Raw genomic sequence first — 14,857 nt, forward strand, 5'->3', positions numbered from 1 at the left:
TATATGAAGGTAAGAGTTAGCGTTAAACCTATGTGTGATAAATGCAAGGTTATTAAGCGGCGCGGCGTTGTCCGGATAATTTGCGATAATCCCAAACACAAGCAGCGTCAGAAGTAGGAGATCCATAAATGGCACGTATTGCAGGTATCGACCTTCCAAATAAAATGACAAAGATTGCCCTGACCTATATTTACGGTATAGGAAGATCTTTGGCCATAGAGGTTTGCGAGAAAGCGGGTGTTGATCCCGATGCAAAAATAAATGATCTGACTGCAGACGAGGTAAACAATATTCGTCAGTTGCTGGATAATGAGTATACCGTTGAGGGCCGTCTGAGGACCGAAACAGCGCTCAATATCAAGCGGCTTATGGATATCGGGTGCTATCGCGGCTTACGGCACCGTCGAGGTTTACCCCTTCGAGGTCAGAGGACAAAAACGAACGCGCGTACCCGGAAGGGTAAGAGAAAGACCGTCGCCAACAAGAAAAAAGCGACCAAGTAGTCAAAGGAGCATACATTGGCTAAGGTTAAGAAGAAGAAAGAGAAAAAGACGGTATACGAAGGTCAGGTCTACATACAGGCTACCTTCAATAATACCATCGTTACTATCACTGATATGACAGGAAACGCCGTTTCATGGGCATCCGCCGGTGGATTGGGCTTTAAGGGTGCAAAAAAATCCACACCCTATGCGGCCCAGACTACAGCCGAAACGGCGGCCAAGAAGGCTATGGATTATGGCCTTCGGGAAGTGCATGTCAAGGTAAAGGGTCCGGGAATGGGACGCGAGTCTGCGATTCGTTCCCTTGGTAATCTGGGACTGGCGGTAAAGAGCATTCGCGATATTACCCCCATCCCGCATAATGGTTGCCGGCCCCGGAAGAGCAGAAGGGTATAAGGAGTTACAGACATGGCAAGATACGTAGGACCTGCCTGCCGGCTCTGTCGCGCAGAACACACAAAATTATTTCTTAAGGGTGAACGCTGTAACTCCCCTAAGTGTCCCATAAACAAAAAACGTCCTTCCCCGGGGAAAGGTCCCCGCGAAAGGATGAAAAAGATGTCAGACTACGGGATACAGCTTCGGGAGAAGCAGAAACTGAAGAGAATGTACATGTTGCTTGAGAAGCAGTTCAAGATTCTCTTCGACAAAGCAGAACGCATGAAGGGAATTACCGGTGAAAACCTGATAACCCTTCTGGAAAGCAGAATTGATAACATCGTTTATCGGCTGCACTTCGCTTCTTCACGTTCACAGGCCCGACAGCTCGTTAACCATGGGCATATAAAGGTGAACGGCCGACGTGTGACTATTCCCTCCTACCTGGTAAGGGAAAATGATGTTATAGAAGTGCATGAAACAAGCAAAAAGCTTGTAAATATCAAGGAGAGCCTCAAGCAGTTCTCCCGGTCCGGGGTAAGTCCCTGGCTTGAGTTGAATCCTGATGAAATGAGGGGAAAGGTTCTGGCTCTACCCCGCCGTTCTGATGTAACTGAACTTGCAGATGTAAAAGAACATCTCATTGTAGAGCTCTATTCTCGGTAAGGTGGTGACATGGCGCGCAAGAACTTAATGAAAGGATTCAAAAAACCTAAGGGTATTACATTCGAGCATTCGGAGGTAAACCAAAATTACGGTAAGTTCATCGCTTATCCTTTTGAAAGAGGATTCGGTACTACCATTGGAAACACCTTGCGCCGTGTATTACTCAGTTCCATACAGGGATATGCGATTACTGCGGTAAAGATTACCTCCTATGACAGTGAGGGGACTCCGCACATTATTTCTTCAGAGTTTGAATCGATCCCGGAAGTCGTTGAAGACACTCCGGAGATTATTAACAACCTGAAATCGCTGAATGTGCGTTTACCCAATGATACAGAGCAGAAAACCGTTCTGATCGAGTTCAAGGGACCTGGAGAGGTTACCGGAGACTCGATCGCGCAGGCAACGGATATTGAGGTAATTAATAAGGATCTTAAAATTGCAACCCTGATGGAGAATGCAAACATCGATATCGAAATACAGGTGGATCTTGGACGTGGGTATATCCCCGCTGAGACCAACGAAAAATATATCGATGTTATCGGTACAATCCCCGTCGATGCAGTGTTTTCACCGGTAAAGAGGGTGAAGTACTCCATAGAAAATACCAGGGTTGGACAGCGCAGCGATTATGACAAGCTGGTACTCGAGGTGTACACGGATGGTACCATTGCCCCGGATGATGCTGTAGCCGAGGCTGCAAAGATCGCTAAAGATCATTTTTGCATTTTTATCAATTTCGATGAAGATTCAGTAACTGGTGATGATGAACTGGATGAAGATGAAGAGCGAATACGGGCAATTCTGGATACACCGGTGGAAGAGCTCGAACTCTCTGTCAGATCGAGCAACTGTCTGAAGAATGCGAATATAAAGACCATTGGCGATCTGACTCGAAGAACTGAAGATGATATTGCCAAAACCCGTAATTTTGGCAAGAAATCCCTAACGGAAATCAAAGAGAAACTTCAGGAATGGAATCTGTATTTAGGTATGACTGATTACAGTGTCCTAAAAGACTCAGACAGGTTCATGAAAGGCAAAGAAGAAGATGAAGCATAGAATTGGATTTAACCGTCTTGGTCGAAAGGCAAGTCACCGTAAGGCAATGCTCAGGAACATGGTAACTTCCCTGTTCAATTATGAGAAGATTACCACAACAAAGGCCAAAGCTCTCGAGATACGCCGAATCGCCGAGAAAATGATTACCCGGGCCAAGACCGATTCAGTACATAATCGCAGGATGGTCGCGCGGTATATCTGGGACAAGGGAATCGTAAATAAACTGTTTACAGAGATTGGCCCGAAGAATACCAACAGAAACGGCGGATATTGCAGGATCCTGAAAATTGGCAATAGAAACGGCGATGCCGCTGAAATGGTAGTCATTTCTCTCGTTGAAAGTGACAACGAAGCCGAAGGAAAGGCCGAAAAGGCCTCCAAAAAGAAGAAAGCGAAGGCTCCAAAGGCTGAAACTGCAAAAAAAGACGAGACCAAAACCGTAAAAGCGGACTCTGAAGAAAAATCTGAAGCATCCGAGGAAGCTGTAAAACAGGAAGCTGAATAATACTTGGCTTGTGAATGAGAGAAAGGGGAGCAGGGCTCCCCTTTTTTTATCTTTTCCAGGAACAAGCCTTGTCTCTGCTCTTTACACGGAAGAACTACATACCGATAATCAAACAAGAAGACTCTATAAGGAGCTTGTTAACTAAAGCATGCGCCCCGGAAATAGAATTGCAATAAGTCTGCTCATTACCATTCTACTGTTTACTGTATTTGTATTCCTGGCTTTTTCCGGGCTCTTCTCTTACATTGAACGGACTTTCTACAATAACCGCGTAAGTGCAAACATACAATCAGATCTAACCCAAAAGGCGGCTGCAATACAGGAGTTTCATGAAAACCAGATTGACAGATTCGTCGAAATATTCTCCGATCCCCTGTTTTGGCAGGTATATCGAAACAATGTAAGTCGAGAGCTGATTGAAAAAACGACGGATACAGATCGGATACTGAAAAGGTAAATTTCCGGATATCTTGGATACAGGTTTATTGATGAAGACGGGAAAATCTGGTACTCAAGTTTTCAAGGGGATATCCGGGAATCCACTGCAACCCGAAGGGTTTACTATCAGTTTGCGGACGTCGAACCCGAAAATTCTCTTGATGATTATATAGTCCGTGATGATCCTTCCTTTCGCATAGAATCCAGGGGGCAGCGATTCGCCTATTTGATACCTGTCAGGAATACAATAGATGAGTATCAGGGAACGCTTATAGTATATACAGGGTATTCGGGACTGATAAATAACCTGTCGGGGCGGAGTCTTCTTGAAGCTGGCAGGTCATCTGCTCTGATTGGTAAAGAAACCTATTTGTTTAACGCTGGTATCATTGAAAATGATGAAATACTCGAAGACCTCGGTCGCCAGATATCTTCCTTTGAAAAGAATACGGGCCAGCTGATAATCGGGGGCGATTCTACCGGTTTATATAATCTGTATATAAGAACAACTGAAAGGTATGGAAAACTTGCTTACGTAGCTAGCGCAGAAGAAGTAAGCCTGACAGGACCATTGAAGGTATTGCTGCTTACCATGGTTTTCCTGACAATATTTCTTATAAGTTTTCTCATATTGAGCATACGCCAGGACGATATGGCCGTTATATCTGAAAGGATAAAACGCTTTCAATACAGCTTTCTGAAGGAGTATCTGAAAAAGAGCGGGAAAATAAATCTGCAGCGTTGGAGCGCGGATTTACAAAGCCAACAGGAGATTATAAAGAAGAAGCTTCTGAAGGGCATACGTAAAAGCCAGTACGAAGAGGCGGAAAAGGTTTTTGATCAGAACTGGCATACAATAATTGAACTGCTCTCTCCAGAAGTAAGAAGCAGTCAACCAAGTCTGGATATAAAGAATCTCGAAGTAATTCTGGAAAAGGTTCTTGAAAAACAGAGAAGTCTTGAAACTTCAATGTCTGCAGGAAGCGGGCAGGACCTGAAAAAGATTAGCCCAAAGCCGCGTAAGGTCCCTGATAAGCTCGAAGAAGCAGAAGAGCTGGAAGAGGCTGAAGAGCTGGAAGAGGCTGAAGAGCTCGAAGAAGCAGAAGAGCTCGAAGAAGCAGAAGAGCTGGAAGAAGCCGAGGAGCTCGAAGAAGCCGAGGAGCTCGAAGAAGCCGAGGAGCTGGAAGGGGCCGAAGAGCTGGAAGAGGCCGAAGAGCTGGAAGAAGCTGAAGAGCTGGAAGAAGCCGAAGAGCTGGAAGAAGCGGAAGAGCTGGAAGAGGCCGAGGAGCTCGAAGAAGCAGAAGAGCTGGAAGAGGCCGAAGAACTCGAAGAACTCGAAGAAGCCGAAGAGCTGGAAGAAGCGGAAGAGCTGGAAGAAGCCGAGGAGCTGGAAGAGGCTGAAGAGCTGGAAGAGGCTGAAGAGCTGGAAGAGGCTGAAGAGCTGGAAGAGGCCGAAGAACTCGAAGAAGCAGAAGAGCTCGAAGAAGCAGAAGAACTGGAAGAGGCCGAAGAGTTCGAAGAAGCGGAAGAACTGGAAGAGGCTGAAGAGCTCGAAGAAGCCGAAGAACTGGAAGAAGCGGAAGAACTCGAAGATCTCGAATCAAAGGACATGGATATTCTCTCCTTCAGCGGATTTATTGCTGATGAAGATGCTTTTGATCTGGAGACATTATTTAACCGGCCCGAGGATCTTGGTGATATTGGTGTATTCGAAGATGCATATGAGGATGAGGATATTGAGGAGTTATCGGAAATAGATGATGAAAGCGGGAGCTTTACAGAGACAGGAACTCCTGGCAGGAAGGAGGAGCGGGAACTGGATGAATTACCCGAAGCCTCCGAGGAGGAAGTACGGGTACAGAGTGCAGCGCGAGACATTTATCATCCAAGAAAGGTAATTCCCCTGGAGGAGGAACCTTTTGAAATTCTTGATGAATTACCGTCAAGCTCGGCGGAGGAAATTCCGTCACCTGTGATGGAGCTTGAAAACAGACAGATTGAGGCTATTGATTATAGACGGATCGAAAGCGATTTTTCCTATTCACCAGGAGGAACATCTGTAAGTTCCTTACATGACGATAATTCGACTGCCGGGGTGATGGCAGGTACCATTGACAGGGCAGAAATTGATAAGCTGGCGGATGAGATCAAAAAGACCGGGCCTGTAGAGGTATATTCATTCAGCGAACTTATCCCCCTGGAAAATGCAGTCGAAGAAACAATTGAGGAAAATAACGGTGTATTCCGTATAAAGGAATCTGTGTATACTGCCCGGCGAGGGGACTCTCCTCGAAGCAAAAAAGACTTTAAAGAGCTGGTTGATTCAGTATTGAAAAGTGATTCGGAACGCGAAAGTATCGAATCGATCTTTGACTTTGGTCCGGTGGATCTCGGGCTCTCTCCGGCAGATCGTGAACAATTCTCCTCAGGCGAGGATGAGATGTTCGGACAGACAGAGAGTCAATTACTTACTGAGAAAGGTTTTAATTATGATGCCTACCTTAAAGACTTTAAGGCTGGCCAGATCGGAATAATGAAATCCCTGATGCGTGTTTCCGCTCAGTGTAATGCTGTGTACTCGTCGATACTCGGCTTCGATGAAAAAGGTCTCTCCTCACAATATTCCCTGGGAATGGACGAGGAGTCCAGTCGGAGACTGAAATTTGATAAAAATGATGACCTGTTCCCGATTTTTCTTGACTTCCGGCTTGTATTCCTGCTGAAGGGGCGCACGGGCATGCCATTTTTTGACTCACGTTTTGATGAAAGAGGACGACACTTCATCGACGGTCATATCTTTATTCCTGTCATCCACAATGGAATGCCGGCGTATCTGTACCTTTCCCTCAAGCAGCGCAGGGATTCTGTGCAATTTTACATCGATACCCTTCAGCAATTGATGCAATAATCCTATTCGATAAACATTCTCGATTGTATATTTGCTTGACAAATGTGTTGCGATATTTATAATTAAGCGTACATTTGTATCTGGAGGAAGAAGCATGAACGTACTGATGGTCGTTGTTCTTCCTCTCGTAGGTATAATTCTAGGTTGGACTATAAGATGGGTTTATGCCCGATTCCAGCTTTCTTCTGTTGAGCAGAAAGCTGAGCGTTTGAGTCAAGATGCCATACGGGAAGCTGAAGCACGTAAAAGAGAGCTTCTGCTTGAAACGAAAGATCAACTCCTAAAAGAGAGGAACCAGCAGGAGCGGGAATTTCGAGAAAGAAGAAGCGAGTTGCAGCGTCTGGATAGACGTCTGCAGCAGCGTGAAGAAAATCTAGAAAAAAAACAGAGTCTGCTTGAAAGACAGAAGCAGGATCTCACCGATCGAGAGGAAAAACTAGCAGGAGAAGAAGCGCAGGTTGCCCAGAAGCTTGAGCAGTGGCGCGATGAATTAGAGAAAATAGCCGGATTGACTTCCGAGGAAGCAAAAAAGATCATAATCAGTTCCATGGAAAATGAGGCAAAACATGATGCCCAGCTGATTATCAACAAGATTGAACAGGAAGCTCTGAGTACTGCGGAAAAGAAATCCAGGGACATACTTATTACGACAATTCAGCGTCTGGCGACTGAAGTAAGTTCCGAGGTTACTATTGCATCCGTGTCCCTGCCGAACGATGAAATGAAGGGACGTATTATAGGTCGGGAGGGCAGGAATATCCGTACCCTCGAAACCTTGACCGGGGTAGATGTAATTATCGACGATACTCCCGAGGCGGTTGTTATTTCCTGTTTTGATCCCATTCGCAAGGAGATTGCCCGGAGGTCTCTCGAAAGATTGATTACCGACGGCAGAATACATCCGGCAAGAATAGAAGAGGTCGTCCAGAAGGTCACCAAGGAGATCAGTCAGATCATCTATGATGAGGGTGAAAAGGTCCTCTTTGATCTGGGTATACACAATATGAGCCAGGAATGCATCAGAGCCCTCGGACGCCTGCATTTCAGGACCAGCTACGGACAGAATGTACTGAACCACTCAAAAGAGGTTGCCGTGATTTCCGGAATGCTGGCCGCCGAGGTTGGTGCCGACAGGGATATCGCCAAACGGGGGGCTTTGCTGCACGATATTGGAAAGGGTATCGAGACCGACGGTGACGGAAACCACGCCGAGCTGGGTATGGAACTGGCACGTAAAAACGGTGAGGACCCGCGGGTAATCAACGCAATCGGCTCCCACCACAATGATGTGGAGCCCAACTGTGTGGAGTCTGTTCTGGTGCAGATCGCTGATGCAATTTCCGCCGCACGTCCAGGCGCCCGGCGTGAGACTCTGGATAATTACATCAAACGTCTTGAAAACCTGGAACGGATAGCCGGTGAGTTTGACGGTGTAGAAAAGACCTTCGCAATACAGGCCGGACGGGAACTGAGGATCATGGTAAATAACGATCGGATAAGCGACGATAAGGCCAAGGAACTGGCAAAGGACATTGCCAAGAAAATTGAGTCGGAATTGCGTTATCCTGGTCGGATTAAGGTCACGATTATTCGTGAGACCCGGGTCGTGGAATACGCCCGGTGATCTCAGACAGAAGAGACGAAAGGAAAATCATCGATTGATGGCACAGTATCTTAACGCTCTGATTCTCGGCGACATAGTCGGACAACCGGGAATCAGGGCTGTTTTTATTCACCTGAAGCAGTTGGTCCGGGAAACCAATGCGGATATCGTCGTCGCCAACGGGGAGAACTCCGCAGACGGTTTCGGCATTACGCCGCAAATTGCCGACCAGCTTTTTTCCTGCGGTGTAGATGTGATTACCACCGGGAATCATATCTGGCAGAAGCGGGAGATAATCCACTCGCTGGAGAGTTCCGACCGTATCCTGCGGCCGGCAAATTATCCTCCCGGTGTTCCCGGAAAAGGCCTGACAAAGCTGGATATAAAGGGTATTCCCGTCGCAGTTATTAATCTCCAGGGACGGCAGCATATGTACTCCCTGGATTGTCCCTTCAGAAGCGCCGATGAGATCCTCAAGAAGCTGGACGGTAAGGCAAAAGTCAGAATAATCGATTTCCATGCCGAGGAGGTTATGGAGAAAGAGGCTCTTGCCTACTATCTGAATGGTCGGGTTAGCGCTGTTCTGGGAACCCATACCCATATCCAGACCGCCGACGAACGGATCCTCTCCGGAGGTACTGCCTATATAACCGATATCGGTATGACAGGGCCAAGCCGCAGTGTTATTGGGGTAAACCTGGAGACCGCCATAGAACGATCACTGACCCAGATGCCTCTGAAAATGGCGGTCGCGGATCTCGAGGCCTGTATTCGGGGAGTTCATCTGAAAATTGATACCGAAAACGGAAAATGCACTGAAATAAACAGAATCTTCGTTGAATCTACGCTCTGAGGGAACATGACGTCTTATCCGCGGCGGGCCGGAAAGATCCCGCTGCTTCAGCTTCTCTATCGCCGCTTTCCGGATATACCGAAGGATGAGCTCTATGCCCGGCTCTTATGCGGAGAGGTTCGTGTTGACGGTTCCACGGAAAAAGACCCGAAAGCCCTGGTTAAGCCCGCGGCGGAGTTGGGGTTCAGCAGGCAGCGTTATGTAAGCCGTGGCGGTGATAAACTGGAATCAGCTTTTCTCGGGCTGGGGTTCCCGGTTACCGACAAGGTTTTTGTCGATGCCGGTTCTTCCACCGGCGGCTTTACCCATTTTCTGCTGCTCCACGGGGCGCGGTCGGTACATGCCGTGGACGTTGGGTACAACCAGCTGGATTACAGCCTGCGCACCGATCCTCGTGTAATCGTCCATGAGCGGACAAACATCTTATCCCTGAAATCCCTTGATCCCAGACCGGATGCGGCCGTCGGCGACCTGTCTTTCCGTTCTCTGCGTGGAGTGGTTGACCATGTCCTCTCCCTGACCAGTGAAGGCTGGGGAGTCTTTCTTCTGAAGCCTCAGTTTGAGCTCAACGCACCGTACGACGATTTTAATGGTATTGTATCTGACGACTCCCTTCTTCAGCACACGGTTGAAGAAACCCTCTGTGCTCTGGCGGACGATTCCGTGCTGACTGAGAAGATCTGCAGGGCTGGAATAAAAGGAAGAAAAGGCAATCAGGAGTATCTTGTCCTGTTGAGATCAGGCAGTTCCTTCAGCCTGAAGGAAGAACGGAGGAGAATAAGAGACCTGATTCGGGAAGAGTTTTCGGGATTTTGAGCTCTGTGACGTGGTAAATGTCCGGGAACTGACCGAAAATATGATTGATCGCCGCGATGGCAGGAATTCGAAGGAAATAAAGGAGCCCGGAAGCTATGCAAGAATCGGATCTTATCGGAATCCCGGAGGATTCAATCTCTACACCTGCACTGATTGTGGATGCGGATATTCTTGAAGCCAACATTGAAAAGATGCAAAGCTATCTGTCGGAAAAAGGCGTATCCCTGAGGGCCCATGCCAAAACCCACAAGTCCCCCTATATCGGACAGATTCAGATGAAGACAGGAGCTATTGGTCTCTGTTGCGCCACGCTTGCCGAAGCGGAGGCAATGGTTCAAGGAGGACTCAACAACATCCTTATAACCAGCCAGGTGGCAGAAGCTGATAAACTGCAGCGCCTCGCTTCTATTGCGGCGGATGCGGATATCAGTATAGCCGCAGACTGCAGGGAAAATATAGCTGAGCTTTCAGAGGCTGCCTTGTCCCGGGGCTCCACCATCGGCATTGTTATCGAGGTTGATGTGGGTATGGGGCGCTGCGGAGTACGGTCTGCCGGCGAAGCTGTGGCTCTTGCAGACGAGACTGTTGCGCGGGACGGCCTCAGATTCAGAGGGCTTATGGGATACGAAGGACACGCGGTCTTTATCGGCGACAGAACCGACAGAAGGAGAACCGGGCTTGCGGCAAATCATCTGCTTATGGAGAGCGTGAATGCCGTGAGGGCACGAGGTATCCCCGTGGAGATTGTAAGCGCTGCGGGAACCGGAACCTACGATATCGCTGCCGGGATGGAAGGAATAACAGAAATTCAGGCCGGTTCCTATATCTTCATGGATCTTGCCTACGAGAAACTGGGACTGCCCTTTGAAATTTCCCTGACGGTTCTCTCCACGGTAATCAGTCGCCCGGATCAGAAAACCGTAGTCCTGGACTGCGGTATGAAGTCAATATCCGTTGAACGGGAGATGCCCCGCGCCCGCGGATATGACGGTATGGAGGTTTTTAAACTCGCAGAGGAACATGCCCTGGCCCGCGTCGATCCTTCCGGGAAATCGCCCCTGAGAGGTGAGAAGGTCTCCCTGATTCCGAGCCACTGCTGTACCACTGTCAATCTTCATGACCGTATCTTCCTTGTACGGAACCGGCACGTCGAAGCTGTGTTGCCCGTTAGCGCGCGGGGAGTTCACTAAAGATCGTCTCTTCCCAGGGGCTTTCCTATATACAGGCCTTCCGGGTTGAGGTACTGCTGTTTTACACCTTCAATCAGGAACTGGACCCGGTCTACAGTGGGAAACTCCGTGGCAGTGTAAATGAGCTGTTTAAGCTGCAGGACAGCTCCTTCATAGCCAAAGGAGTTAAAGCGAAATGCCTCGGTCATATCGATGAAGGCGACACCGTCTTTTACGGCGACGGAGCGTATCGTTGCGTCCTGGGGAACGAGACTGAGGAGGTTCTGGTTCAGTTCCGAGGCGGAAGGACCGTCAAGCAGGGCTTTCAGGGTGTCCGTCAGGGGGGAGTCGGTATAATAAATCGGGCGGACAACCCTCCTCAGCTCTCCGGATGTTCCGTCAAGAAACACGAAGTAGAGGGTGGCTCTGCGAAGTCTCTTTGTCTGAGTTTCCGCTGCAGGGGGAGTATCCTCTTCCTGCGGCGCAGATTCCCGGGGTACAAGTTCGAGGGCCACAAAGGAGTCATCTTCATCCACCGCTTCTTCTCCTGCGGTTTCGGGTTCCCTCTGTTCAGATTGAGGTTCCTCTGAAGGCGGCACCGCCGGCTCTTCAGTTTCCGGCTCATCAGTCTTTATTTCCGGCTTTTCCTGAACAGTACTCAGAACATCGATAAAACCCGTTGCTTCCAGAACCTGTTCAATACGGCTGCGGTTAAAGAGGAATATTACTAGTATAAGCAGGATCAGGGCGATCCAGAACAGACATCCAAGGGACGCTTTTCGTTTTCTCTTCATAGGCTCATTATCGACCACCAGTTTATGATATTTGACAGTACCCTGAAAAGAGCGTATAGTGATCCCGGCATGAGAGAGCTGACGGGTATTTCGGCATCTCCGGGTATCACGATCGGTACTGCTTTCCTGTACATCGACGACGCCTTCACAGTTCCACGCTATGATGTAGACGAGTCTGATCTGGAACGGGAGTACGAGCGCTTCGAAGAAGCCTTGGAGAAGGCCACACAGGAAATCATAGAACTCAAGGATCAAACCTCATCTTCCGTGGGCGGTAACGAGAACAATTTTCTCGATGCCCATATCCTTATGATACAGGATCCGGATTTTGCCGATCAGATTAAACAAAACCTGAAAGGGAAAAAAAAGAACGTAGAGTGGATCCTGCAGCAGACTATTGAAGGCGTAATTAACAAGCTTTCAAGTTCCCAGGACAGTTATATAAGCGAACGCTCTATTGATCTCCATGATGTTTCCAAGCGTGTCCTGAATCATCTTATGTATCGCGAGCGGATTTCCCTGGCGGACCTTAGTGCGGAGGTTATTCTCGTAACTCACAACCTGCTGCCCTCGGACGCTCTGGCCATGAATACACGAAAGGTGAAGGGAATTGCCATGGATGCGGGAGGCAAGACCTCTCACACGGCTATTCTTGCCCGGGCCTTCGAGATCCCCGCGGTTCTGGGTCTCTCTGCTGTTACGAGTATTGCCCGGACCGGGGATACGATTATCATTGACGGAAACCGAGGCAAGGTAATCGTTGATCCCGATGAAGAGACCCTGAAGACCTACGAGGAGATTCTTCAGAAGTGGCAGCAGCGGGAGGTCCAGCTTGCAACCCTGAATCAGCTTCCCGCTGAAACCCAGGACGGCAAGCACATCCTCCTGGGAGCAAATATTGAGGTCCCGGAAGAGACTGACGCGGTTATAGCCCATGGAGCAGACGGTATCGGCTTATTCCGTTCGGAGTTCCTTTTTATGCAGCCCGGAGGTGTCTCTGACGAGGAGCAGCAGTACGAGGCTTATACCAGGGTTGTCAAGTCTGTGGAGGGAAAGCCTGTTACCATCAGGACCCTCGATGTGGGGGGAGATAAAGCCATACCGGGTTTTGAACAGCACAGCGAGAAGAACCCCATCCTGGGCTGGCGGGCCGTCAGGTTCTGTTTTTCCCGCACCGATCTTTTTAAAATTCAGCTGCGTGCAATCCTGCGCGCTTCGGTGCACGGCGACCTCCGGATCATGTTTCCCATGATCTCCGGAGTGGAGGAGGTGGACCGTGCCCTGGAACTTCTTGAAGAGGCCAGGAGCGAATGTCGTGAGAAGGGCCAGCCTTTCAATGAAGATATCCCTGTGGGTATCATGATAGAGGTCCCTTCGGCGGCGCTGACATCGGACATTCTGGCCCGGAAGGTTGATTTTTTCTCCATAGGGACCAATGACCTTATTCAGTATACCATCGCCGTCGACCGGGGAAATGAGAGAGTCGCCTATCTCTATGAACCTTTTCACCCAGGGGTTTTGCGGTTGATTAAAATGGTTATAGATAATGCCCACAGCGCAGGAATCCCTGTGAATATGTGCGGTGAGATGGCGGGGGACCCCATCGCTACAGTAATTCTGCTGGGCATGGGCCTCGATGTTTTTAGTATGTCCTCCTTCAGCATTCCCGAGGTTAAGCAGATCATTCGTTCGACTTCGATGATGGAAGCGGAAGAGCTGGTGGGGGAGATTATGGAAATGAAGTCGTATAGAGAAATTGACGAACATGTTCGCGGATGGATGAATGCAGGATATAATCTCGAAGGCTACACCGGATAGTCTGCCCCGGGTCGTTATTGTTGGACGGCCAAATGTTGGAAAATCAACCCTATTTAACAGACTCATCGGTCACCGGGTCGCGATAACTGATCCTACCCCCGGGGTTACCCGTGATCCCGTGGAGGCCCGCTGGGACCGGGAGGCAGGCCCGGTAATGCTTATAGATACCGGCGGATACAAGCTGGATCATAAGGACCTGGATGAACTTGTAACCCTCCGCAGCCTGCGGACCCTCAATGATGCGGACTGCATTGTGCTTGTTCTGGATGTAACGGAGATTACTCCCGAGGATGAATCCTTTATCGAGCATCTGCGGCCCTACACGGAACGGGTCATCGTGGCGGTCAACAAGGTGGACCATGAAACCAGGGAAGCCCTGGTGTATAACTTCCACAGTCTCGGTTTTTCCCGGGTTATCGGAATATCCTCCGCCCACGGACTGGGAATTCAGGACCTTGTCGACGGGATTACTGAAATTATTCCCGAAGGTTCCGTTTTTCAGGGAGAAGATCCGGCCATTCGTCTCGCTATTCTGGGAAAACCGAATACAGGAAAATCCACTCTGCTGAACAGACTCTGTAATGATGAGCGTTCCATTGTTTCCGATATTCCCGGTACCACCCGCGACGTGGTGGAGGGAACCTTTCTCTACCGGAAAACCCTCTATAAGGTACTGGATACCGCAGGAATACGTCGGCGGGTAAAGGTTACCGACCAGGTTGAGTACTACTCGGTGAACCGGGCAATTGCCGCCATCGAAAGGGCGGACATTATTTTCCTTTTAATCGATGCCCTCACAGGGCTTAGCGATCAGGATAAGAAGATCGCCAACCTGATCGTAAAGCGCGGCCGCGGAGTTGTTCTGGTCCTGAACAAGTGGGACCTCATGTCCGGAATAGCAAATGAAGGTCAGGCCGTGGAGGACCGGGTCCGGTTTCTGTTTCCCATGCTCGAGTTCGCGCCATTGGTGAGAATCTCCGCCAGGGAAGGGGAGGGTATCGACAATCTGCTGAATACCGCCTATAAGGTCTGGAAGCAGCTGAACAAGCGGGTTGATACCGGAGAGCTGAACCGCAAGCTGGCTGAATGGACAGAACACTATGATCCTCCCCGGGACCGGCGCGGTCAGTTCAGAACAAAATACATGACCCAGGTCAGAACCAACCCCGTCAGTTTTACCCTTTTCGTAAACCGGCCGAAGGGGTTTCCTGCCGGATATCTTCAGTACTTGAAGAACAGACTGAGAAAGGACCTCGGTTTCAATTCGATACCCCTGGATATCCATCTGAAGGGATAATAAAAGACTGATTCTTGCCGATAGTACCTATACGTGGGTATTCTAGG

14 protein-coding genes are annotated in these 14,857 nt (G+C 49.1%); 13 read left to right on the top strand and 1 reads right to left on the bottom strand.

The annotated features are described in order from the left end of the window. Window positions 1-3: 3 nt before the first annotated feature. The 11 genes from rpmJ to B4O97_RS00330 all read left to right on the top strand — a co-directional run bounded on the left by rpmJ (window position 4) and on the right by B4O97_RS00330 (window position 10,922). The gene (rpmJ, locus tag B4O97_RS00275) at window positions 4-117 is read left to right on the top strand and encodes a 50S ribosomal protein L36 (RefSeq protein ID WP_083047149.1); all 114 of its coding nucleotides are present in this window, start codon (window positions 4-6) and stop codon (window positions 115-117) included. An 11-nt stretch (window positions 118-128) separates the two neighbouring features. Further along, a complete protein-coding gene (gene rpsM, locus B4O97_RS00280; RefSeq protein WP_083047151.1) occupies window positions 129-503 on the top strand; it encodes a 30S ribosomal protein S13 in 375 nt (124 codons plus the stop codon). 15 nt (window positions 504-518) lie between these two features. Beyond that, window positions 519-899, top strand: a complete 381-nt coding sequence (gene rpsK, locus B4O97_RS00285) for a 30S ribosomal protein S11 (protein ID WP_083047153.1) — start codon at window positions 519-521, stop codon at window positions 897-899. A 12-nt stretch (window positions 900-911) separates the two neighbouring features. Beyond that, complete coding sequence (gene rpsD / locus B4O97_RS00290; protein ID WP_083047155.1) at window positions 912-1,547, top strand: 30S ribosomal protein S4; 636 nt, start codon at window positions 912-914, stop codon at window positions 1,545-1,547. Window positions 1,548-1,556: 9 nt separating this feature from the next. After that, window positions 1,557-2,609 (top strand): DNA-directed RNA polymerase subunit alpha, encoded by a 1,053-nt coding sequence (locus B4O97_RS00295; protein ID WP_083047156.1) that lies wholly within the window; start codon window positions 1,557-1,559, stop codon window positions 2,607-2,609. Next, window positions 2,599-3,114 carry a 50S ribosomal protein L17 gene (gene rplQ / locus B4O97_RS00300; RefSeq protein ID WP_083047158.1) on the top strand — a complete coding sequence of 172 codons (516 nt, stop codon included), beginning with the start codon at window positions 2,599-2,601 and terminating at the stop codon, window positions 3,112-3,114. Before B4O97_RS00295 ends, rplQ begins: the two co-directional genes overlap by 11 nt. Window positions 3,115-4,204: 1,090 nt before the next feature. Continuing rightward, window positions 4,205-6,460 (top strand): hypothetical protein, encoded by a 2,256-nt coding sequence (locus B4O97_RS00310; RefSeq protein ID WP_143305453.1) that lies wholly within the window; start codon window positions 4,205-4,207, stop codon window positions 6,458-6,460. A 94-nt stretch (window positions 6,461-6,554) separates the two neighbouring features. Continuing rightward, a complete protein-coding gene (rny, locus tag B4O97_RS00315; protein WP_083047164.1) occupies window positions 6,555-8,084 on the top strand; it encodes a ribonuclease Y in 1,530 nt (509 codons plus the stop codon). Between the two features lie 37 nt (window positions 8,085-8,121). After that, window positions 8,122-8,916 (top strand): TIGR00282 family metallophosphoesterase, encoded by a 795-nt coding sequence (locus B4O97_RS00320; protein WP_083047166.1) that lies wholly within the window; start codon window positions 8,122-8,124, stop codon window positions 8,914-8,916. A gap of 6 nt (window positions 8,917-8,922) precedes the next feature. Then, window positions 8,923-9,732: a TlyA family RNA methyltransferase gene (locus B4O97_RS00325; protein WP_083047168.1), complete on the top strand. Its 810-nt coding sequence runs from the start codon at window positions 8,923-8,925 to the stop codon at window positions 9,730-9,732. Between the two features lie 95 nt (window positions 9,733-9,827). Beyond that, window positions 9,828-10,922: a DSD1 family PLP-dependent enzyme gene (locus B4O97_RS00330; protein ID WP_083047170.1), complete on the top strand. Its 1,095-nt coding sequence runs from the start codon at window positions 9,828-9,830 to the stop codon at window positions 10,920-10,922. On the opposite strand, the gene B4O97_RS00335 is transcribed toward B4O97_RS00330, so the two are convergent. Next, window positions 10,919-11,695 carry a GerMN domain-containing protein gene (locus B4O97_RS00335; protein WP_083047172.1) on the bottom strand — a complete coding sequence of 259 codons (777 nt, stop codon included), beginning with the start codon at window positions 11,693-11,695 and terminating at the stop codon, window positions 10,919-10,921. The genes B4O97_RS00330 and B4O97_RS00335 overlap by 4 nt on opposite strands. 69 nt (window positions 11,696-11,764) lie before the next feature. On the opposite strand from B4O97_RS00335, the gene ptsP reads away from it, so the two are divergent. Continuing rightward, window positions 11,765-13,513, top strand: a complete 1,749-nt coding sequence (gene ptsP / locus B4O97_RS00340) for a phosphoenolpyruvate--protein phosphotransferase (RefSeq protein WP_083047174.1) — start codon at window positions 11,765-11,767, stop codon at window positions 13,511-13,513. Beyond that, the gene (gene der / locus B4O97_RS00345) at window positions 13,479-14,810 is read left to right on the top strand and encodes a ribosome biogenesis GTPase Der (RefSeq protein WP_083047176.1); all 1,332 of its coding nucleotides are present in this window, start codon (window positions 13,479-13,481) and stop codon (window positions 14,808-14,810) included. The genes ptsP and der overlap by 35 nt, the downstream gene beginning before the upstream one ends. The last annotated feature ends 47 nt before the right edge of the window (window positions 14,811-14,857 follow it).

Source organism: Marispirochaeta aestuarii (genome assembly GCF_002087085.1).
Classification (GTDB): domain Bacteria; phylum Spirochaetota; class Spirochaetia; order JC444; family Marispirochaetaceae; genus Marispirochaeta; species Marispirochaeta aestuarii.

Bases quoted from the DNA above. Each gene is read 5' to 3' on its own strand.
- rpmJ (WP_083047149.1), top strand. From the start codon at position 4: ATGAAGGTAAGAGTTAGCGTTAAACCTATGTGTGATAAATGCAAGGTT.
- rpsM (WP_083047151.1), top strand. From the start codon at position 129: ATGGCACGTATTGCAGGTATCGACCTTCCAAATAAAATGACAAAGATT.
- rpsD (WP_083047155.1), top strand. From the start codon at position 912: ATGGCAAGATACGTAGGACCTGCCTGCCGGCTCTGTCGCGCAGAACAC.
- B4O97_RS00295 (WP_083047156.1), top strand. From the start codon at position 1,557: ATGGCGCGCAAGAACTTAATGAAAGGATTCAAAAAACCTAAGGGTATT.
- rplQ (WP_083047158.1), top strand. From the start codon at position 2,599: ATGAAGCATAGAATTGGATTTAACCGTCTTGGTCGAAAGGCAAGTCAC.
- B4O97_RS00310 (WP_143305453.1), top strand. From the start codon at position 4,205: ATGGCCGTTATATCTGAAAGGATAAAACGCTTTCAATACAGCTTTCTG.
- rny (WP_083047164.1), top strand. From the start codon at position 6,555: ATGAACGTACTGATGGTCGTTGTTCTTCCTCTCGTAGGTATAATTCTA.
- B4O97_RS00320 (WP_083047166.1), top strand. From the start codon at position 8,122: ATGGCACAGTATCTTAACGCTCTGATTCTCGGCGACATAGTCGGACAA.
- B4O97_RS00325 (WP_083047168.1), top strand. From the start codon at position 8,923: ATGACGTCTTATCCGCGGCGGGCCGGAAAGATCCCGCTGCTTCAGCTT.
- B4O97_RS00330 (WP_083047170.1), top strand. From the start codon at position 9,828: ATGCAAGAATCGGATCTTATCGGAATCCCGGAGGATTCAATCTCTACA.
- B4O97_RS00335 (WP_083047172.1), bottom strand. From the start codon at position 11,695: ATGAAGAGAAAACGAAAAGCGTCCCTTGGATGTCTGTTCTGGATCGCC.
- ptsP (WP_083047174.1), top strand. From the start codon at position 11,765: ATGAGAGAGCTGACGGGTATTTCGGCATCTCCGGGTATCACGATCGGT.
- der (WP_083047176.1), top strand. From the start codon at position 13,479: ATGCAGGATATAATCTCGAAGGCTACACCGGATAGTCTGCCCCGGGTC.